Origin of the sequence: Mycobacterium celatum (assembly GCF_002101595.1) — a bacterium.
Lineage (GTDB): Bacteria > Actinomycetota > Actinomycetes > Mycobacteriales > Mycobacteriaceae > Mycobacterium > Mycobacterium celatum.
This window is the reverse complement of the sequence record NZ_LQOM01000025.1, coordinates 21,384-41,363: the sequence shown is the minus strand read 5'-3', so window position 1 is coordinate 41,363 and position 19,980 is coordinate 21,384. Positions and strand designations below refer to the sequence as shown.

The 19,980-nt window shown below is 67.4% G+C and carries 12 protein-coding genes and 2 tRNA genes; 7 read left to right on the top strand and 7 right to left on the bottom strand.

What is annotated here, in order from left to right; all coding sequences use genetic code 11:
• Nucleotides 1-28: 28 nt before the first annotated feature.
• Entirely contained in the window at nt 29-835 is an 807-nt protein-coding gene (cmrA, locus tag AWB95_RS09785) for a mycolate reductase (RefSeq protein ID WP_062538423.1), read from the top strand.
• A gap of 87 nt (nt 836-922) precedes the next feature.
• Here cmrA and AWB95_RS09780 read toward each other — a convergent pair whose 3' ends face one another.
• Nucleotides 923-2,458 carry a helicase HerA-like domain-containing protein gene (locus AWB95_RS09780; RefSeq protein ID WP_062538424.1) on the bottom strand — a complete coding sequence of 512 codons (1,536 nt, stop codon included), beginning with the start codon at nt 2,456-2,458 and terminating at the stop codon, nt 923-925.
• A 105-nt stretch (nt 2,459-2,563) separates the two neighbouring features.
• Here AWB95_RS09780 and orn point away from each other — a divergent pair, with 105 nt between their 5' ends.
• Both orn and AWB95_RS09770 read left to right on the top strand, forming a co-directional pair.
• The gene (gene orn / locus AWB95_RS09775) at nt 2,564-3,211 is read left to right on the top strand and encodes an oligoribonuclease (protein WP_062538432.1); all 648 of its coding nucleotides are present in this window, start codon (nt 2,564-2,566) and stop codon (nt 3,209-3,211) included.
• 35 nt (nt 3,212-3,246) lie between these two features.
• A tRNA-His gene (locus tag AWB95_RS09770) sits at nt 3,247-3,322 on the top strand.
• A 16-nt stretch (nt 3,323-3,338) separates the two neighbouring features.
• Here the strand turns inward: AWB95_RS09770 and AWB95_RS09765 are convergent.
• Nucleotides 3,339-3,974, bottom strand: coding sequence for a TetR/AcrR family transcriptional regulator (locus AWB95_RS09765; protein WP_062538425.1), 636 nt, complete (start codon nt 3,972-3,974; stop codon nt 3,339-3,341).
• Between the two features lie 59 nt (nt 3,975-4,033).
• Here AWB95_RS09765 and AWB95_RS09760 point away from each other — a divergent pair, with 59 nt between their 5' ends.
• A complete protein-coding gene (locus AWB95_RS09760; RefSeq protein ID WP_062538426.1) occupies nt 4,034-5,029 on the top strand; it encodes an aromatic ring-hydroxylating dioxygenase subunit alpha in 996 nt (331 codons plus the stop codon).
• A 14-nt stretch (nt 5,030-5,043) separates the two neighbouring features.
• A complete protein-coding gene (locus AWB95_RS09755; protein ID WP_099539529.1) occupies nt 5,044-6,123 on the top strand; it encodes an NAD(P)H-dependent amine dehydrogenase family protein in 1,080 nt (359 codons plus the stop codon).
• Nucleotides 6,124-6,127: 4 nt separating this feature from the next.
• On the opposite strand, the gene AWB95_RS09750 is transcribed toward AWB95_RS09755, so the two are convergent.
• A complete protein-coding gene (locus AWB95_RS09750; protein WP_085168113.1) occupies nt 6,128-7,318 on the bottom strand; it encodes a L,D-transpeptidase in 1,191 nt (396 codons plus the stop codon).
• A gap of 143 nt (nt 7,319-7,461) precedes the next feature.
• On the opposite strand from AWB95_RS09750, the gene AWB95_RS09745 reads away from it, so the two are divergent.
• Nucleotides 7,462-7,537: transfer RNA gene (locus tag AWB95_RS09745), tRNA-Lys, on the top strand.
• Between the two features lie 21 nt (nt 7,538-7,558).
• Here the strand turns inward: AWB95_RS09745 and AWB95_RS09740 are convergent.
• Nucleotides 7,559-7,786: a DUF3618 domain-containing protein gene (locus AWB95_RS09740; RefSeq protein WP_062538427.1), complete on the bottom strand. Its 228-nt coding sequence runs from the start codon at nt 7,784-7,786 to the stop codon at nt 7,559-7,561.
• A gap of 111 nt (nt 7,787-7,897) precedes the next feature.
• On the opposite strand from AWB95_RS09740, the gene bcp reads away from it, so the two are divergent.
• On the top strand, nt 7,898-8,371 hold the full coding sequence (gene bcp / locus AWB95_RS09735; protein ID WP_062538434.1) for a thioredoxin-dependent thiol peroxidase: 474 nt from the start codon (nt 7,898-7,900) through the stop codon (nt 8,369-8,371).
• A 163-nt stretch (nt 8,372-8,534) separates the two neighbouring features.
• Here the strand turns inward: bcp and AWB95_RS09730 are convergent, their stop codons facing one another.
• The 3 genes from AWB95_RS09730 to AWB95_RS09720 all read right to left on the bottom strand — a co-directional run bounded on the left by AWB95_RS09730 (nt 8,535) and on the right by AWB95_RS09720 (nt 19,562).
• Complete coding sequence (locus tag AWB95_RS09730; RefSeq protein ID WP_062538428.1) at nt 8,535-9,860, bottom strand: dipeptidase; 1,326 nt, start codon at nt 9,858-9,860, stop codon at nt 8,535-8,537.
• A gap of 109 nt (nt 9,861-9,969) precedes the next feature.
• Complete coding sequence (acpS, locus tag AWB95_RS09725; RefSeq protein WP_062538429.1) at nt 9,970-10,359, bottom strand: holo-ACP synthase AcpS; 390 nt, start codon at nt 10,357-10,359, stop codon at nt 9,970-9,972.
• Entirely contained in the window at nt 10,356-19,562 is a 9,207-nt protein-coding gene (locus tag AWB95_RS09720; RefSeq protein WP_085168111.1) for a type I polyketide synthase, read from the bottom strand. The genes acpS and AWB95_RS09720 overlap by 4 nt, the downstream gene beginning before the upstream one ends.
• Nucleotides 19,563-19,980 lie beyond the last annotated feature (418 nt).

Below are 19,980 nucleotides of genomic sequence, written 5' to 3'. Positions count from 1 at the left end.
AGCGACCCGCATGCTTACGATGGGCCGCATGCCTGTACCCGCTCCCAGCCCCGATGCGCGGGCCGTTGTCACCGGCGCGTCGCAGAACATCGGCGAAGCGCTGGCCACCGAATTAGCTGCGCGCGGCCACAGCCTGATCGTCACCGCGCGACGCGAAGACCTGCTCAACGAGCTTGCCGCCCGCCTGGTCGACAAGTACGGGGTCGCGGTGGACGTTCGCCCGGCCAACCTGGCCGACCCCGCAGGCCGGGCGAAATTGTGCGACGAGCTGGCCGCCCGTCCCGTGTCGGTCTTGTGCGCCAACGCGGGCACCGCGACGTTCGGGCCGGTGGCCGGCCTCGACCCCGAGGGTGAAAAGGCTCAGGTGCAACTGAATGTCCTTGGGGTGCATGATCTTACGTTGGCTGTGCTGCCGGGCATGGTCGAACGCCGGTCCGGCGGTATCTTGATTTCCGGTTCGGCGGCGGGCAATTCGCCGATTCCCTACAACGCGACCTACGCGGCCACCAAGGCGTTCGTGAACACCTTCAGCGAATCGCTGCGAGGCGAACTGCGCGGCTCCGGCGTGCACGTCACGCTGCTGGCGCCCGGCCCGGTGCGTACCGAGCTACCCGACGAGGCCGAGGCCTCGCTGGTGGAGAAGCTGGTGCCCGAATTCCTGTGGATTTCGACCGAGCACACTGCCCGCGTGTCACTGGATGCGTTGGAGCGCAACAAGATGCGCGTCGTCCCGGGCTTGACGTCCAAGGCGATGTCGGTGGCCAGCGGGTACGCGCCGCGCGCCATCGTGGCGCCGATCGTCGGCAGCTTCTACAAGAAGCTCGGCGGCGGATAGGTTTGTTTCGTCGCGAAAGTGCAACTGCCGACGCTGGCTCTCGAACAACGCGTCGCTAGTTGCACTTTCGCGGAGCGTAAATCAGTGCTAGCGGCGCCGCTTGCCGGTGCCCATCATGCTGCGCACGAGTTCCCGGCCAAGCGCGTTGAGGAACGTCTGGAAGCCCTTGCTGTTGACGAACCGCTTGAACCAGCCGGGCTTCTTTTCAACTGCCGCGGGCTTTGATGGCGCCGACTGCGCGGGCGGGCCGGCCTGGGCAGCTTGCGCTATTTCGGCTTCGATCTTCTCGTAGGCCGACTCCCGGTCCTTGGTCTCGCCGTACGTCGCCTGCAGCGGACTGGACTTGGCTGCTTTGCCGATCGCGTCGTTGCCGATCGCGGCCATCAGCGAACGGGGTGAGCGCAGCCTGGTCCACGCCACCGGGGTCGGGGCGCCGCGCTCTGACAACACCGTGACCACGGCTTCGCCGATACCGAGCGACGTCAACGCCGAAGCCAGGTCGTAGACATCGGTTTTCGGATACGTGCGAACCGTTTTCGTCAACGCCTTCTGGTCGTCGGGCGTGAACGCGCGCAGCGCATGCTGGATGCGCGCGCCCAACTGCGACAGCACGCTGTTGGGGATATCGGTGGGCAGCTGGGTGCAGAAGAACACGCCGACACCGCGAGAGCGGATCAGCTTGACGGTCTGCTCGACCTGCTCCAGAAACGCCTTTGACGCTTCGCTGAACAACAGGTGGGCCTCGTCGAAGAAGAACACCAGCTTGGGTTTGTCGACGTCGCCGATCTCGGGCAGGGACTTGAACAGATCGGACAGCACCCACATCAAGAAGGTGGAGAACAGCACCGGCCGCGCCGCCTGGTCGCCCAGCTCCAGCAGCGAGATGACCCCGCGGCCTTTGTCGTCAAAACGCAGCAGATCCTTGGGTTTGAGTTCCGGCTCACCGAAAAACGTGTCGGCGCCTTCGGCTTCCAGGTTGACCAGAGCACGCAGGATGACGCCGGCAGTTTGCGCGGAAACGCCACCAAGCGCTTTCAGATCGCCCTTGCCCTCGTCGCTGGTGAGCTTGCTGATCACCGCGCGCAAATCTTTCAGGTCCAGCAGCTCGTAGTTTTTCTGCTCGGCGTAGTGGAATATCAGGCCCAGTGTCGATTCTTGGGTAGCGTTGAGTCCCAATACTTTCGACAGCAAGACGGGCCCGAAGCTTGCGATGGTGGCCCGCACCGGAACGCCGATTCCCTTGGTGCCCAGCGACAGGAAATCCACTGGAAAGGCGCTCGCCTCCCACGTGTCGCCGGTTTCCTTGGCGCGCGCGGTGATCTTGTCGCTGCTCTCTCCGGGCCGGGACAGCCCGGACAGGTCGCCCTTGACGTCGGCCATCAGCACTGGCACGCCGGCCGCCGAGAGTTGCTCGGCGAGCAGCTGCAGCGTTTTCGTCTTTCCGGTACCGGTGGCCCCGGCCACCAAACCGTGCCGGTTGACGGTGGCAAGCGGGATGCGGACCTGCGCGGCGGGGTCCGCGGCGCCGTCGACAACGACGGTGCCCAGCTCCAGCGCCTGGCCGTCAACGGCGTAACCGGCCGCGATCTGCTTTGCGGGAGTTGCTGTCGATTCGCTGCTCATAACGCGCGTGTCCTCTCCCCTGATTCATGCCAGCACTGGTCGACATTACTGCCAGCTGCGTGTGTCGGCAGGTGGTGCGGCTAACGTGTGTTGGTTGTGAACGCTGTGCGTGACCACCTGGTGTGGATCGACTGCGAGATGACCGGGCTTAACCTGCGCACGGACAAACTGATCGAGATCGCCGTCCTGGTTACCGATGGCGAGTTGAACATCCTCGGCGACGGTATGGATGTGGTGATCCACGCCGACGATGCGGCGTTGTCGTCGATGATCGACGTGGTCAAGGACATGCACGCCCGTTCGGGGCTGATCGACGAGGTTCGCGCCTCCACCGTCGACCTGGCGACCGCGGAAACGATGGTGCTCGACTACATCCGGGAGCATGTTAAACAACCCAAGACGGCGCCTTTGGCGGGCAATTCGATCGCGACCGATCGCGGCTTCATCGCCCGCGACATGCCGGCTCTGGATTCCTACCTGCACTATCGGATGATCGACGTCAGCTCGATCAAGGAGCTGTGCCGGCGCTGGTATCCGCGCATCTACTACGGGCAGCCGGCCAAGGGTCTGGCGCACCGCGCGCTGGCCGACATCCACGAGTCGATCCGCGAACTGCAGTACTACCGGCGGACCGCGTTCGTGCCGCCGCCGGGACCGGCTACCAGCGAGATCGCGGCGGTAGCCGCCGAGCTGGGGGCGCCGGTGAACTCGGCGGAGGGAATCGATTCGGCTGCCGAGCACCCGAGCGGCTAGTATCGACGTCGCCGCCGGCTGGGCTGGCGGCAATGGTGGCTGTAGTTCAGCTGGTAGAGCACCAGGTTGTGATCCTGGGTGTCGCGGGTTCGAGTCCCGTCAGCCACCCCAAGAGCACGACGGCCCTTCATTGATCGCGGTCATCGAGGTAGGCCACAATCGCGTTGGTCAGGCCGCGGCGAGCTTCGTCAAGGTCGAAGTAGGTGCCAAGTTGCCTTTCGGAGGCAATGCCCCGCATCGCGCCGGGAATCAGAAACGCCACTTCGCGAACGCGACGAGGATCGATGTGCAGGTCGGCGAATGCCTTCTGACACGTTTCCAACCACCCTTGCCCCCACGAATACAGTTCGGATGCCGTCTGCGGATAGAGCCGCTCAAGCTCGGCAGGATCGCGCGGCAGCGCGGCCCGAAGATGCTCGATTGCTCGTGAATCGCGGTTGGTCAGGCCGTCATAAAGCGTGTCGATGATGTCGGCTACGCGCTCACGCAGGCTGCGCGAAGTGTCCGGATCGGTGAAGAGATCGGCTCGTCGCTCGGCTGTGTAACGCAGCACCGCCGCCCAGAATCCGTCGGTGTCGCCGAACTGGTACTGCACGGTGCCCCACGTCGCGCCGATCTCTCGCGCAATGTAGTTGGCGGAGATCGTGCCAGGATCTCCCGAGGCCAACGCCGTTAGCGCAGCTTCGAGCAGGTTCTCACGGGTCGCCGCTCCTCGACGGTTGGGCCGCCGGCGAGCGCTGTCGGCTTTCGTTGACCGAGCCATAAAATTATCATAGAGTCTCCTATGATTCTGGTGTCGATGGGAAGGGACTCCGCTAGGCCATGGCCAAACCGCCTCTGTCGATGACGCCCAGCGGGTGGTTTCAGGTCGCCTGGTCTGACGAGATCGGCATCGGCGACGTCCACCGGATGACGTATTTCGGGCGCGAAATGGTCGCCTGGCGCGCCCAATCGGGCCTGCTGACGGTCATGGACGCCTACTGCGAGCACCTGGGCGCGCACCTCGGATACGGCGGGCGGGTCGAAGGCGAGGTCATCCAATGCCCGTTTCATGGTTGGCAGTGGAACCACGAGGGCCGCAATGTCTGCATCCCGTACCAGGACCGCCCCAACCGCGGGCGCCGCATCCGCACGTATCCCGTGGTGGAACGCAACGAATCCGTCTATATCTGGCATGACATCGAGGGACGCCAGCCGTACTTCGACGTTCCCGACGTGTTCGCCAGCTTTGACGACGGCACCAGCGCCGCTGACTACTACCCGCAAGCCCGCCTGTACCGCCCGCAGCTGGAACTGCATCCGCAATATGTGCTTGAAAACGGCGTGGATTTCGCGCATTTCAAGTTCGTCCACCAGACGCCGATCGTCCCGGTGTTCACCCGCCACGACTTCGACGAGCCGGTGTCCTACGTCGACTTCACAATCACCTTCGAAGGTGACGATGGCCAGTCGATCGACGACGTCACAAGCGGTGTCGAGGCGATCAACGGCGGACTGGGTGTCGCGGTGACGAAAAGCTGGGGCATGGTCGACAACCGCACGATCTCGGCGATCACCCCGGTCGACGAGCACACCTCGGATGTGCGGTTCATGGTCTACATCGGCCGCACTCCCGGCAACGATTCCCCCAAAGCCGAAGCCAGAGCACAACAATTCGCTCAAGACGTCATCGACCAGTTCCTTGCCGACGTCAACATCTGGCAGCACCAGCGGTACTCCGACCGCCCCGCGCTGGCCGCCGCCGAAAACGAGGGCTTCACCGCAATCCGCAAGTGGGCCACCCAGTTCTATCCCCCAGCCACAGCAAGCTCCGTTTAGAAAGGTCTACGGCAGTGCAGAAACCGATCCGTGTCTTCCAGGTCGCCACCGGCAATGTCGGCACCGAAATGATCAAGCGCATCGGCAACCATGCGGATCTCGAGTTAGTCGGATTGCACTGCTACACACCGGAAAAGGTCGGTCGCGATGCGGGGGAGATCGCCGGCCTGGCGCCCATCGGCGTCATCGCGACCGGATCGGTCGACGACATCATCGCCGCCAAACCCGACGTGCTGACGTTTCACGGTGTCTTCCCCGACGAAGATCTCTACGTCCGCGTGCTCGAAGCGGGCATCAACGTTGTGACGACCGCAGACTGGATTACCGGCTGGCACCGCGACACCAATCATCCCCATCCGTCGGGCAAGCCCGTGACGCAGCTTTTGCAGGAGGCGTGCGAGAAGGGCGGCGCGACCTTCTATGGCACGGGCATGAACCCTGGCCTCAACCAGATCCTCGGGATCGTATGCTCGGCCGACGTCGCCGAGATCGAGAACATCACCACGATCGAATCGGTCGACGTGTCCTGTCATCATTCGGCCGACACGTGGAAAGAAGTCGGATACGGTCGGCCCGTCGACGACCCGGAAGTCCCGGGGATGCTGGAGAAGTACACCCGCGTCTTCGCCGACAGCGTGCTGATGATGGCCGACTGCTTCGACGTGCACCTCGACGAGGTCACGTTCAACTACGAACTGGGCGCGTGCACCAAAGACGTTGATCTGGGCTGGTATCGGCTGCCGAAGGGGTCGCTCGGCGCGAACTACATCAAGTACCAGGGCATGGTGGACGGGATTCCGCGCATCGAAACGCACCTGGAGTGGCAGATGACCCCGCACACCGACCCGAGTTGGGATATCAAGGGCTGCTACATCACCCAGATCAACGGCGATCCGTGCATCTACAACAAGCACATGATCTTTCCCAAACCCGGTGTGGACCTGTCTGATCCGGCGTCGTTCGCCTCGATCGGGATGACGGTCACCGGGCTGCCGGCGCTCAACGCGATCGCATCCGTCGTCGCGGCACCGCCCGGACTGCTCACCAGCGCAGACCTTCCGCTGCGCGGCTTCGCCGGACGGTTCAAGCGATGACGGGTCATGTCTTGGCGTTGCCGGCGTGCCACTGGTCCCACGGGATGTTCCAGTCGCCGAGCCCTTCGGTCCCGGGTAGCGTCGGACCCACCGTGTGCAGCACCTCGACGATGTCGCCGCGCTTGGTGTGGTCGTAGAACCATCGCGCGTTGCTGGGGCTGACGTTGAGGCAGCCGTGGCTGGTGTTGGTGTGGCCCTGGGCGCCCACCGACCACGGCGCCGAGTGCACGAACACGCCGCTGTAGGACATCTGCGTCGCGTAATCCACTTCGGTGCGATACCCGTTGGGCGAGTTGACCGGAACCCCGTAGGTCGACGAGTCCATGATCATGTGGGCGAACCGCTCGCCGATGATGTAGATCCCGTTGGCGGTAGGGGTGCTGTCCTTGCCCATCGAGATCGGCATCGTCTTGACCACTTCGCCGTTGACCCGCACCGTCAGCGTCTTGGTAGTGTCGTCGGCGGTCGCGATGACCTGATCACCGATGGTGAAGTGGGTGCTCATGTTGTCCTCACCGAACAACCCGTCGCCCAGGTCAACGCCGTAGGTGTTGACCGCCACGTTGACCGACGTGCCGGGCTTCCAGAAATCCTTTGGCCGCCAACGCACTTCGCGGTTGTTCAGCCAGTAGAACGCGCCCTCGACGGGCGGATCGGTAGTGACCGTGATGGCCTTTTCGGCCGCCTCGCGGTTGCCGATGTTCTCGTCGAACCGGATCGCAACCGGCTGGCCGACGCCCACGACCTCGCCGTCGCGGGGCACGACGTACGGCATTGTGAGGTAATCCGGCGACTGGGTTTCGAAGGTCATCTGGCGAGTGGCCACACCGCCGAGACCGCGTGCCTTGGCGGTCAGGGTGTAGCGGCGGTTGTAGCCGAGCGGTTCGTTGGTCTTCCAGTGCACACCGTCGGGGCTGAGTTGACCGTCGATCGACCGGCCGTTCTCGTTGACCATCGTGACCGAGGCCAGCACACCGTTGTCGGCGCTGACTGTCACCGGGGCGTCGACGCCCACCCCGACGGCGCCGTCGGTCACCGAGGCCGTCACCTTGGGAACCAGCAGGTCGGCGAACGGGGTGCCCTTGTCGAAGATGGCGTTTTCCGGGGGCTTGTTGCCGCCACTGCTGCACGCGCCGAGGCCCAATACGACAAGAGGGACCATCAGCGCGGCCAACCAGCCGCGATGACCTGCCATCTAGCTTTGTCCCCCTTGTGACCCACCGACTCGGCACTACTGGCGAGTATTCTAGTGGCTGCACGAGCGACCACCGTTCTCCCCGTCGGGGATTTCACCCCGCGGCCGCGGGCTTGTTATGGTTGCGTGGCTAGAAAATCCAGGCGCCGTTAGCTCAGTTGGTAGAGCAGCTGACTCTTAATCAGCGGGTCCGGGGTTCGAAACCCTGACGGCGCACCACCCCGCATCACAAGGCCGCGTTCAGCGGTTGCGGATCCTGCGGACCACCAGCACGGCGGCCAGTGCCGCGATACCGGCCAGTGAGACGGCCACCGCGGGCTTCTTGACGAACGCGATCGCCCGGGCCTTGGCGTCGTCGGCGATGCGGCGGGGATTGGCCCGCTCAGCCAGTGAATCGACGGTCGAGGCCAGCTGTTCGCGGGCCTGGTCGATCTCCTGCTTGATGGTGTCGGGATCCCGGTCCGCCACTGTTGTCCTCCCTGTCCTCCTGCACCGCAGGCCTGGCCCGGGTGCACCCGCACTACCCTAGATCAACCGACGCTGATAGCCGATGCACCGGTGAGTAGAAAGGGACCCGTGTTGACCGAGACTCCACGCCTGCAACCCGGCGACAAAGCTCCCGCTTTCAGCCTGCCCGATGCCGACGGCAACGCGGTGTCGCTGGCCGACTACCGCGGCCGTCGCGTCGTCGTGTACTTCTACCCGGCCGCGTTGACGCCCGGATGCACCAAGCAGGCTTGTGACTTTCGCGACAATCTGCGCGAGCTCAACGACGCCGGCATCGACGTCGTCGGCATCTCCCCTGACAAACCGGCCAAGCTGGCTGAATTCCGCGAAGCCGAAGGTTTGACCTTTCCCCTACTGTCCGATCCGGACCGCAAGGTGCTGACGGCCTGGGGCGCGTACGGGCTGAAGAAGCTGTACGGCAGGGAAACCCAGGGCGTCATCCGCTCGACGTTTGTGGTTGACGAGAAGGGCAAGATCGCCGTCGCGCAGTACAATGTCAAGGCCACCGGCCACGTGGCCAAGCTGCGGCGCGACCTGTCGGTCTAGCGTCGTGAGTCGTTAATTTGGATGCAGTGTCGCTCCTGCCCGCCGAACGTGGGCGCTATGGACGAAAAGCGATGGTGATTCGTCCTTAAGCCCCACGCTCGACGCTCTCGCGATGGTGCTCAAATGCCGCGCCGCGGTGGCGTCGCATTTATGACTCACGACACTAGGCCAGATTGGCCAGCAGCAGCGCTTCGGTGATCGCCGCCCGTTCCAACACCCCGAGGTGCAGGCTCTCGTTGACGCTGTGCGCCTGTGTGGCCGGATCCTCCACGCCGGTGACCAGGATCGTGGCCTGGGGAAATGCCCCGGCGAACTCCGCGATGAACGGGATCGAGCCGCCCATTCCCATCTCGACGGGCTCGGCGCCCCAGGCTTGCCGGAACGCGGCGCGCGCGGCGTCGTAAACCGAACCGCTGGCATCGATGACATACGGCTGACCGACGTCGCCGGGCGTGACGGTCACGTGCGCGCCCCACGGCGCGTGCTGCTCCAGATGTGTGCGCAGCGCCTCGAGGTGCGCGACGGCGTCGCCGCCGGGAGCGACTCGCATGCTGACCTTGGCGCGGGCCCGCGGGATCAGCGTGTTCGACGACGCCGCAACCGATGTGGTGTCGATGCCGATCACCGTGATCGCTGGCTTACCCCAAAGTCGTTGCGGCACCGAGCCGGAACCGATTTCGTTGACCCCTTCGAGTAGCCCGGTTTCGGAGCGGACCCGCTCGACGGGATAATCCACGGCGGCAACGGCGCTTTCGTGCAGACCGGGCACCGCCACGTTGCCGTCGTCGTCGTGCAAGCTGGCCAAAAGGCGCACCAGCACGCTCAGCGCGTCGGGCACCACGCCGCCCCACAGTCCCGAGTGCAGCCCGTGGTCGAGGGTGGCGACTTCCACCACGCAGTCGGCCAGCCCGCGCAACGACACCGTCAGCGACGGGACGTCGATGCTCCAGTTCTCGGAGTCGGCGATGACGATCACGTCGGCGGCCAGCGCGTCGCGATGCGCTGCCAGCAGCCGTCCCAGTGACGGCGATCCGGACTCCTCCTCCCCTTCGACGAATACCGTCACCCCCACCGGCGGGTTGCCGTCATGTGCCCGAAACGCCGCCAAATGTGTTGCGATACCGGCTTTGTCGTCGGCGGTGCCACGCCCGTAGAGCCGGCCGTCGCGTTCGGTCGGCTCGAATGGCGGCGACGCCCACTGGGCATGGTCACCTTCGGGCTGCACGTCGTGGTGCGCGTAGAGCAGCACAGTCGGCGCGCCCGGTGGTGCCGGATGCCGAGCGATCACGGCCGGCGCACCGTCTGCGCTGACGATCTGCACGTCACCAAATCCGGCCTGCGCCAACAAGTCTGCGACGGCCTGAGCACTGCGGTGCACCTCGCCACGACGCGCCGGGTCGGCCCACACCGATTCGATGCGGACCAGGTCCTCCAGGTCGCGTCGCACCGACGGCAGTACCTCGCGGACGCGTTCGATTAGCTGGCTCATGCCCTCGAGGTTAGTGGGCCACCTTTGAGCGCGAGCGTGCGCAAACCCGGGCAGATGGTCGGCGTGTCGGCCGGGGACACGCACGCTCGCGCAAGAAGGGGCGCGAAGGTCACACCTCGAGGATGGCGACCGCTGCGGCGGTGTCCGCCTCGTGGGTCAGCGACACGTGGATCGTCACGTCTTTCAGATGCTCTGCGATGGCGCCGGTAAGCCGGACTCGCGGCCGGCCCCACATGTCGGTGACCACCTCGATATCGCGGTGAATACCCTCCGGCAGCACCGGCCGCTGCGCGAACCGCGACCCGGACCACGCCTTGATCACCGCCTCCTTGGCCGCCCAGCGGGCGGCCAGGTGGCGCGCGGCCGACGAGCTCTTGTCCGAGGCGTCGCGCCGCTCACCGGGCGTGAACGTTTCCGCGAATACCGTTCCCGGCTGGTCGACCTGCTCGGCGAACTCCGGAATGGACACCAGGTCGATCCCGATTCCGACGACGCTCACCTCTGGTAGACGTCCCCGTCGCCCAGCCGCGCCGCCGCGTCGAGCAGCATCGCCGCTTCCTGCGGCTTTTCGGCCGTCGCGTGGTCGAACCGACGGTCGGCGGGCCGTTCGTACATCGGACGGCCGCCGGCGATAGCCGAAGCGAGGCGCCGCTGCCCGGCCAGCAGCCGGGCGTCGGCGCGCTGCCGGTAATCCTCGCGCTGTTCGGGACTCAACGTGGCCAGGAACGCCTGCGGGTGCACCAGCGCGACCAGGCCCGACACATGCCCGAAGCCCAAGCTGGTCACCAGGCCGGCCTTGAGCGGGAACTTGCCGCCGAGCCGCAGGGTGTCGCGGACCCAGACGAAGTGCCCGGAGCCGGCCAGCTCGTCGTCGACGCAATCCAGGCTGCGGTTGGGCGGGATGACGCCGTCGCGCAGGATCTGGCACAGTCCCATCATCTGGAAGACCGCCGCGCCGCCCTTGGCGTGCCCGGTCAGGCTCTTCTGCGACACGATGAACAGCGGCGCGCCGGGCGAGCGGCCCAGCGAATCGGCAAGCCGCTCATGCAGTTCCGTCTCGTTGGGGTCGTTGGCCAAGGTCGAGGTGTCGTGCTTGGAGATCACCGCGATGTCGTCGGCGCCGACGCCGAGTTTGGCCAGCGAGCGCGCCAGCGGCGAATCCTTGCCGCCGCGACCGGCACCCAGCGCACCGAGGCCGGGCGCGGGAATCGAGGTGTGCACTCCGTCGCCGAACGACTGCGCGTAACCGACCACGGCCAGCACCGGCAAGCCCATCTTCAGAGCCAGGTCGCCGCGGGCCAGCAGAATGGTGCCGCCGCCCTGGGCTTCCACGAAGCCCAGTCGCCGCCGGTCGTTGGGCCGGGAGAACTTCGAGTCGCTGATGCCGCGGCCGCGCATCATCTCGGTGTCGGCGGTAGCCGCCATGTCGCCGAAGCCGATGATGCCTTCCAACGTCAGGTCGTCGATTCCGCCGGCCACCACCAGTTCGGCCTTGCCCAGCCGGATCTTGTCGACGCCCTCCTCGACCGACACCGCGGCCGTCGCGCACGCGGCGACCGGGTGAATCATTGCGCCGTAGCTGCCGATGTACGACTGAACCACGTGCGCGGCAACGATATTCGGCAGAACTTCCTGGAAGATGTCGTTGGGCTTGCTGCGGCCCAACAGGTTTCCGTGGTACATGGTCTGCATCGAGGTGCCGCCACCCATGCCGGTGCCCATGGTGTTGGCCACCAGCGTCGGGTGCACGTAGCGCATCACCTCGGCCGGGCTGAACCCGGCGGACAGGAACGCGTCCACGGTCGCGACGATGTTCCACACCGCCAGCCGGTCGATCGAGCTGGCCAGGTCTGCCGGAATCCCCCAGACTGTCGGGTCGAAGCCGGTCGGGATCTGGCCGCCGACAATGCGCGACAGCTTGTTCTTGCGCGGCACCCGAATCTCGGTGCCCGCCTTGCGAGTCACCTGCCAGTCGGTGGAATCGGGCACCGGCCGGACGACGGTGTGCTCGGGGTCGAACTGCACGAAGGCGCGCGCCTCGGCCTCCGACGACACCACGAACGTGAAGTCCTTGTCGAGGAACACGCTCACCAGCAGCGGTGAGGCGTGGTCGGGGTCGATCGAGCCGTCGTCGACCCACTCGCGGATCCCGACGCGCTCCACCACGGCGTCGTGGTAGCGCCCGACCAGCTCGGATTCGTCGACGAGTTCGCCGGATTGCGTGTCGTACCAACCGGGTTGGGGGTCGTCCTCCCAGCGGATCAGCCCGGTGGTCCAGGCCAGCTCCAGCACGCCGGCGGCCGACAGTTCGTTTTCGACCTCCATCTCGAAGCGGGTGCGCGACGACCCGTACGGCCCGAGCTCGGCGCCACCGACGATGACGACCAGGTCGGCGGGGTCGACGTCGAGGTCGTCCCACTCCGGAGGCGGCGCCGGCGTGTAGCCGCGCGGCGGCGACGGTAGCGCGGCGATGGTGCCCTCGGGCGCGGCGTCGTCGTCGGCCGCGGCCTCGGACGTCATCTCCTCGCGGGCCTTGGCGGCCAGTTCCGCCATGTCAAGCTCGACATCCCCGAGCCCACCGGTCAGGTCGACCTTGAGCGGCGCGTTGGCGGCCGCGGCCTTGGACTCGACGTCGCACAGGCCCAGCAGCATGGCGGCCATCTCGTCGGTGGAATACGTTGTGACACCGGCTTCTTCGACGGCGCTGACGATCGCGTCGTTGTGGCCCATCAGCCCGGTGCCGCGGGTCCAGCCGATCAGCGCGTGCGCCAGGCTGACCCGCTGCGCCCACGACGACTCGGCGTGCCAGCGGGTGACCACGGCGTCTAGCGCCGACTTGGCTTCGCCGTAGGCGCCGTCGCCGCCGAACATGCCGCGGTTGGGTGAGCCCGGCAGGACCACGTGCAGCCTCGACGCGATGTCGCGCTCGGCGCCGATGGCCGACAGCCCGCCGATGAGCCGCTGCACGGCCCACAGCAGCACCTTCATCTCCATCTCGGCCCGCGAGCCGGCCTCGGACAGGTCGCCGGCGACCCGCGGCGCCGCGAACGGGAACAGCAGCGTCGGGGTTTGCGCGTCCTTGACGTGAATCGACAGCGGCCCAAGGCTTTCCACCTGCTCGCTGCCGACCCACTCGACCAGCGCGTCGATGTCGGAATACGACGCCATGTTGGCCGGCACCACCCACAGGGCGGCGTCGTAGCGGGCGTGGTCGCGATACAGCGTGCGGTAGAACGCCAGCCGCTCGTCGTCCAGGCGCGAGGTCGTCGCGATCACGGTGGCCCCGCCGCCGAGCAGCTGGCCGACGACGGATGCGGCGATCGAGCCCTTCGACGCGCCGGTCACCACGGCGACCTCGTCGCTGTAGCGGCCCTTGTCTGGGTTCTCCGCGCCCGCGGCGATGCGGCCGTACAGCGAGGCGTGGATCTGCCGCCCGGCGGCCAGCGCCTTGCCCTGCCACCAGGTGGCCTGGGTCGCCACTACGTGTCCGGCCCCCTCGAACCGTTCGGAGAGGCGCGCCCAGTCCGCGTCGATGTCGTCGTCCTCGGCCAGCCACAGCTTGACCAGGTCTTCACGGGCACTGGCCCAGCGGTCGTCGAACACCACCGCCTTCTTGGCGTCGAACGCCGGCGCCACCAGCCGCGGCCAGTCCGCACCCAACTCGGCGGTGACCAGGTCGATCAGTTCGGCGTCGGTGGCTGTCGCGGGCGCGCTGACCGGGTCGTCGAGCCCCAGCTGGCCCAGCACCAGGCGTGCGGCCGACGCGAGAACGCCGTCGCGGCCGGTGATCTGGTCGGTGAATTCGGAGAGCGCCGCGGCGTCGACGGTCGCCCCGCCGCCACCCGAGGACGGCAATGCCACCGAAACCCCTTGGCGCGCAGCCACTGCCGCCACAGCAGCGTCGATGGCCTTGTCGACCGAAGCGGCGTCGGCGAGCGCACCCTCGTGCAGGTGGCCCAGTGCGCCGCCGCGGACACTGGTGCCCTCGCGGGTTCCGAGCGCGACCTCGACCGTGACGTGCTTGACCCACCCGTCGCCCAGTTCCCAGGTCTTCTTGACCCGTTCGGCAATGGCGGCCGGCCGCTTGCCCGACGGGCCGAATACGGTGCGCAGCTGGTCGTTGATCGCGTCGGAAAGCACTGGGCCGAAAGGCTTGTAGGTGCGGGCCAGCTTGGTGACCTGGGCGCGCAGCCCGGCCAGGTCGGCCTCGGCGGCGCCGTCGATGGCGCCCAGGTTCAGCTCCGAACCCAGGTCCACCAGCAGCTGGTTACGCCGCGACGACGCGCCGTCGGTGATCGACTCGATGGAATCCAGCGGCTCGATCTGGTCGATGCGCATCTTGGCCGACAGCGCGATCAGCGCCAGCGTGGCGTCGGCGGCGTCGAACGGAATGTCGTCGGGGCGTGGAGCGCCGGACGGGGCTGTGGCCGGTGCGGGTGCAGGTGCCGCATCCGCGGCGGGGGTCGCCGCGGCTTCCGGCGTCTCCTCGATCTCCGGCTCCGGCTCAGGGTCGGTGTCGGTGGCGAACAGCACCGCGGCGTCACGCTCGGCGTTGAGCACTTCGACTGTGCTGTGCGCGTATTCGGGCAGCTTGAGGGTGTTGGTGGCCAGCCCGGCGACGGTCGGCGCGGACTTCACGCCGATCTCGACGAAGCGCTCCACACCCAGGCCGCCGGCGGCCTCCTCGGTGAACAGCAGGTCCTGCGTCTCGATCCACCGCACCGGGCTGGCGAACTGCCAGGCCAACAGCTCGATGAACACCGTGCGCGCCATCTCGCGGGGCCGTTCGCGACGCCAGGTGTCGTAGTCGGCCAGGATCGGGTCGAGCGGCTCGGCCGGCACCAGATCGCGGATCTCCTGGATGAAGTCGCGGTCGAGGGTGAACGGGCGCGGGACCAGGTTGGGGATGTAGCGCCCGATGATCAGGCCCGGATCCGCGTCGCGCGGCATGACCCGGTCCAGCGACCGGCGGAACTCGGCCACGCCGACCCGCAACACGCGCGAGTGGAACGGCACGTCGATGCCCGGCACCAGGATGAAAGACCTTTTGCCGCCGGTGATTTCGCGGCGGCGCTCGACCTCGGCCTCCAGTTCCTCGAGGCCGCGGACCGTGCCGGCGATCGCGTACTGCGAGCCGCGCAGGTTGTAGTTGACGATCTCGAGGAATTCCCCGGTCCGCTCGGCGATTTCGGCGACGAACCCCGGCACATCGGCGTCGGCGAGGTCGATCTGCGACGGGCGGATCGCGGCGAGCCGGTAGTTGGAGCGGCCCAGCTCGTCGCGCGGCACGATGTCGTGCATCTTGGAGCCGCGGTGGAACACCATCTCCAGCAACGCTTCCAGCTCGTAGATGCCGGTGACGCAGGCCAGCGCGGTGTACTCGCCGACGGAGTGGCCGCAGGCGATTGCGCCTTCCACGAACGCGCCCTGCTCACGCATCTCGGCGACCTGGGCGGCCGCCACCGTCGCCATCGCGACCTGGGTGAACTGGGTCAGATACAGCACTCCCTCGGGGTGCTGGTAGTGCACGCCCGACGCGATGATGCTGGTCGGGTTGTCGCGCACCACGTGCAGCACCGAGAAGCCCAGAGTCTCGCGGGTGAACTTGTCCGCGGAGTCCCACACCTTGCGGGCAGCCTTGGAGCGGGCCCGGACCTCCATGCCCATGCCCTTGTGCTGGATGCCCTGGCCGGGGAACGCGTAGACGGTCTTGGGCGCGGCCAATCGGGCCGTCGCCGACATGACGAGATCCGACCCGATTCGTGCGGCGACCTCCAAAACCTCTGCGCCCTGGTCGATTCCGACCCGGTCGACCCGGAAGTCCACCTCGTCGCCGGGACGGACCATGCCCAAAAAGCGCGCGGTCCAGCCGACCAGCCGGGCCGGCGGCCGGGCCTGGCCGTCGGTGGCGGTCACCACGTGCTGGGCCGCGGCCGAGAGCCACATGCCGTGCACGATCGGCGTTTCCAGGCCGGCCAGCAGCGCGGCGGCCCGGTCGGTGTGGATCGGGTTGTGGTCACCGGAGACGACCGCGAACGGCCGCATGTCGACCGGAGCGGTCAGCGTGACGTCGCGGCGGCGGCGCCGCGGGGTGTCGGTGGCGTTGTCGGACACCGCACCACCGGCCCGCAGCGGGTCGGTCAGCTCGGCGGCACCGGTGCGGCCGCGGATCGCGAAGCGTTCCTCGAGGCTAGCCAGCGCCCGGCCGTCGGCGTCGGCAACGGTTACCGACACCGGGACGACCCGGCCGACCTCGGTGTCAGTGGCGGTGGAAGCCGTTGCGGTGACGGTCAATTCGGTCGGGACGGTGGGCAACTTGCCGACCAGGTGAGCGGCGTGGTCCAGGTGCACCAGGCTCAGCAGGCCCTCGACGACGGGCACGCCGCTGTCGGTCACCGCCGAGCCGATCGCGGCGAACACGGCAGGCCAGCAGCTGCCGACCAGTGCATCGGGCACGGTGGTCAGGCCGGGAGCCAGCGGCTCACCGAAGGTGGCGGTGACGCCGGTGTGGTCGGCGACCCGCTCCGGGTTCCACTCGACGGTGACGGTGGCCGTCCCGTCGTGTACGGGCGGCAGCGCGTCGGGCCCGTCGACACCGGCCGCGATCGCCAGCACGGAACGCATCGCGGCGGCCGCGTCGTCGGTGCCGATCACCGGGATGCCGCCGTCCATGGTGACATCAGGCAGGGTGAAGCGGATGTCGATCCAGGTGCCGGAGATCGGCACGCTCAGCACGACCTGCTCACCGTCGGTCTGGAGCCGCGCTCCGGTGGAAGAGTGTGTGGCGGTGCGGTTTTCGTTCACCTGCCAGTCGGCCGGATCGGCGATGCGGTGGACCGGGTTGGTGGCGGCGCGGCCGGCCCACAGCACGTCGGGCGCGTCCAGCACGACGGCCAGCGGCCCGCTCACGTCGGTGCGGCCCTGCCGGCGCGCGGTCACCGGCTGGGGCTGCCCGTTGGATGCGAGCACGTCGTCAATGGCGGCCTGCTCGAAACGGTCCAGCAACTCGCCGACGGGCTCGTCCATCCGGGTGATGCCGGCCACCGACGCGGTGCCGGGGATGATGCACACCTGGTCGGCGTCGTAGCGGGCGTCGTGCGCCTGCCACAGCGAATCGCTGCGCCACCAACGGCGGACGTCTTTGTCGATGACGGGCACGAAATTGACCGGCTTGCCCAGCGTCTTGCACAGCGTGACGAAGAACGGCACGTCGGCGGGGTGCAGCTGCACGGTTTCGGCGTCGGGGTAACGGCCCAGCAGCGCATCGATCGCCTCGGCGGGGCGGTCCAGCAGTTCCGGATCGGTGAACAGCGTCTCGATCGGACCGAAATCCTTGGGGTGCAAACGCGCTTCGGTGCGCTTGAGCATCTCTTCGAAGCGGTCGCGCCAGGTGTCGGCCAGCCAGGGGCTGCCCGGTGAGGCGGTGTCGGCGGTCGACTTGCCGTCTCCGATGGTCAATTCCACGTAGCGGCGCAGCCACTGCGCATAGGTCATCTCACGGACGTCGCCGAAATACGGCTTGGCGGTCTTGTTCAGCGCGGCGATGATCTCGTCGCGGCGCTTGGCGACCGCTTCGGCGTCGCCGGCGACCTCGTCGAGCAGCCGGCCGCAGCGCGAGGCGGTGTTGTCGATCTCGTGGATGTCGGCGCCGAGCTGGCTGCGGCTGGATGCCATGCCGCCCTGGGCTTTTCCGGCGCTGATCCACTGGTCGGTGCCCTGGGTTTCGACCAGCATCCGCTTGACCGACGGCGAGGTGGTGGACTCGAGCGTGGCCATCGCCGCGGTGCCGACCAGGATGCCGTCGACCGGCATCAGCGGGAAGCCGTAAGCCTGTGCCCAGCGCCCGGAGAGGTATTCGGCCGCCCGCTTCGGGGTGCCGATGCCGCCGCCCACGCAGACGGTGATGTTGGGCCGCGACCGCAATTCGGAGTACGTCGCCAGCAGCAGGTCGTCGAGGTCTTCCCAGGAGTGGTGGCCGCCGGCGCGCCCGCCCTCGATGTGCATGATCACCGGCTTGGTCGGCACCTCGGTGGCGATGCGGATGACCGAGCGGATCTGCTCGACGGTGCCGGGCTTGAACACCACGTGGCTGATGCCGATCTCGCGCAGCTCATCGATCAGCTCGACGGCCTCTTCAAGCTCGGGGATGCCGGCGGACACCACCAGCCCGTCGATCGGCGCGCCGGACTGACGGGCCTTCTGCACCAAGCGTTTTCCGCCGACCTGCAGCTTCCACAGATACGGGTCGAGGAACAGCGCGTTGAATTGGTAGGTGCGGCCGGGCTCGAGCAGGCCGCCAAGTTCTTCGATGCGGTTGTTGAAGATCTCTTCAGTGACCTGCCCGCCGCCGGCCAGCTCGGCCCAGTGCCCGGCGTTGGCCGCGGCGGCGACGATCTTGGCGTCGACGGTGGTGGGCGTCATGCCGGCCAGCAGGATCGGTGAGCGCCCGGTGAGCCGGGTGAACTTCGTCGAGAGCTTGACCCGGCCGTCGGGCAGTTGCACCACGGACGGGGCGTAACTCGACCACGGGCGGGCCACCTCGGGAACGGCGCCGATGGTGAACAGGTTGCGCTGGCCGCCGCGGGTGGCCGCGGGCACGATGCCGATGCCCAGGCCGCGGATGACCGGCGCGGTCAGCCGGGTCAGGATGTCGCCGGGCCCCAGGTCGAGAATCCAGCGGGCGCCGGCCTCGTGCAGCGAGACGACCTCGTCGACCCAGTCGACGGGTTGCACCAGGATGGCTTCGGTCATCGCGCGCGCCAGGTCGACGTCGATGCCGACCTTTTCGGCCCAGCCACCGACAAGGTCGATACCGTCGGACAGCCGCGGCGTGTGGAAACCCACCTCCACCTGGACGGGCTCGAAGACCGGCGCGAACACGTCGCCGCCGCGGACCTTGTTCTTACGGTCGGCTTCCTCTTTGTCCGAGATCTGCTTGCAGTAGAGCTCGAAGCGGGACAGCTGCTCGGGGGTTCCGGTGATGACGACCGATCGCCGGCCGTTGCGGATGGACAGCACCGGCGGCAGCACGGTCCGGACGTCTTGCGAGAATTCTTCGAGCAGCCGGTGAATGCGCTCGGGGTCGGCGTTGGTCACCGACACCATCGGCGGGCGGTCGCCGAGGATCGAGATGCCGCGCCGGCGGGCCACCAGGGTGCCTGCGGCGCCGATCAGCTGCGCCAGGGCCAGCAGCTCGGCGTCGCGGGCACCGGCGGTCTTCAGCGACTCGACGCCCAGAACGCCTTGCGAGTGTCCGGCCACGGCCACCGGTGGGGTTGCTGAGAGGTCCAAGCCCTGGCGCGTCAGCGCGCGCACCGCGGCGATCTGGGTGAGCAGCACGCCGGGCACGGATACCGCGGCCGAGGTCAGCTGCTTGGCCGACGGTACCGGGTCCTCAGCGGCCAGCGCGCGCACCCAGCGCAGCGGCTCAAAGCCGATGGGGCGCACCACGACCAGCTCTTTGGCGACCGGCTCAAGCAGCAGGTCCACCTCGCCGACCAGCGTCGCCAACTCCGACTCGATGCCGGCCGAGGACACCAGCTCCTCAAGGGTCTCCAACCAGGCGCTGCCCTGCCCGCCGAACGCGACGGCATAGGGCTCGCCCGCGGTCAGACGATCGACCAGAGCATGGGTGCCCTGCGTGGCCTCGGCGGACATTCCGTCGCGGTCGGCGGACACCCGGTCGTGCTCGTGGATCGTCACGTTGCGTATCTCCCTGTACGTATCGCTTGTCTGTCAGAGCTGCGCTGCCCTGGGCGTCGTCTGATTCCCCGTCGAATCCGGCCGATTCCCCGCTGACCCGAGCGCTGCGGCGGGCCGGCCCGGGGACTGCATCGGCTGCAATAAGAGTGTCATAAGAACCCTGGGGTTTTCCCGCCCAGATCGGTTACTGGCGAGTTCTACGCACGGGTAGCGGTTACGTGGGTAACACGGCGTTCAACCGCGCCCGGCAGCGCGCGGAACAAACCTGCTGCGTGCAGGTGGTTACGGTCGAGTAGGCACAACGGCGCTGATCAAGGCAGTATTGTTATAAAATCGTTATGTCTGATTTTTCGGCTTCGTTGCGTGCTCCGCGAGGCGTCGGCCGCCGAGCCGCGCCGTCGGCGACGTAAATCGGGCC